Below are 1,145 nucleotides of genomic sequence, written 5' to 3'. Positions count from 1 at the left end.
GAATTAAACCCTTTTTAGTCTTCGGGAGGGTCAGATGTTTATAAGAGACAGCGCCACACCCGAGTTCCCCCGGCACGTCGTCACCGCGGTCCTCGTCGCCCATGACGGCGCCCGCTGGCTGCCCCGGACACTCGCCGGCCTCCTCGGCCAGGAACGCCCCGCGCAGAACCACATCGCCGCCGACACCGGCAGCGCCGACGAATCCGCGCGGCTGCTCACGGAGGCCCTCGGCGACGACCGGGTCCTGCACCTCGCCCGCCGCACCGGATTCGGTACGGCCGTGGACGAATCCGCCCGGAGCGCGGGCACCCTCACCCCCGAGGACCTCCCGTACCTCAAGCGCCCCAGCGGTTGGGACCCCGTCAGCCGCACCTGGCGCGACGACACGTACGACCTCCCCGACCTCCCCCACGGCGAACCCGTCCAGTGGCTCTGGCTCCTGCACGACGACAGCGCCCCCGAACCCGACGCCCTCACCGAACTGCTCCGCGTCGCCGAGGAAAATCCCGACGCCGCCGTCATCGGCCCCAAACTGCGCGGCTGGTACGACAAGAAGCAGCTCCTCGAAGCCGGCGTCACCATCGCCCGCAGCGGGCGCCGCTGGACCGGACTCGACAGACGCGAACAGGACCAGGGCCAGCACGACCAGGTCCGCCCCGTCCTGTCCGTCTCCACCGCCGGCATGCTGGTCCGCCGCGACGTCTACGACGACCTCGGCGGCTTCGACCGGCGCCTGCCCCTGATGCGCGACGACGTCGACCTGTGCTGGCGCGCCCAGAGCGCCGGCCACACCGTCCTCGTCGCCCCCGACGCGGTCCTGCGCCACGCCGAGGCCTCCGCCCGCGAACGCCGCACCGTCGACTGCGCCGGCCGCACCACGGCCGGCCCGCACCGCGTCGACAAGGCCGGCGCCGTCTACACCATCCTCGCCAACAGCTCCGGCCGCGCCCTGCCCTACGTGCTCCTGCGCGTCCTCCTCGGCACCGTCCTGCGCACCCTCGCCTACCTCATCGGAAAGGCCCCCGGACAGGCCGTCGACGAGATCACCGGCCTCCTCGCCACCCTGCTGCGCCCCGGCCGGCTCCTCGCCGCCCGCAAGGCCCGCCGCCGAAGTAGCCGGCGAGCTGTTCCGCGTTGGCCCGCAG

1 protein-coding gene is annotated in these 1,145 nt (G+C 72.8%); it reads left to right on the top strand.

Annotation, left to right across the window (positions count from 1 at the left end; all coding sequences use genetic code 11):
- Nucleotides 1-34: 34 nt before the first annotated feature.
- On the top strand, nt 35-1,145 hold a 1,111-nt coding region (locus tag PV721_RS43485), incomplete at its 3' end, for a glycosyltransferase family 2 protein (protein WP_319734418.1).

It is taken from the genome of Streptomyces sp. MB09-01, assembly GCF_033794505.1.
In the GTDB taxonomy this organism is placed as follows: Bacteria; Actinomycetota; Actinomycetes; order Streptomycetales; family Streptomycetaceae; genus Streptomyces.
Note: the sequence above shows the minus strand (reverse complement) of the source record. Positions and strands in the feature narration are given on the sequence as shown.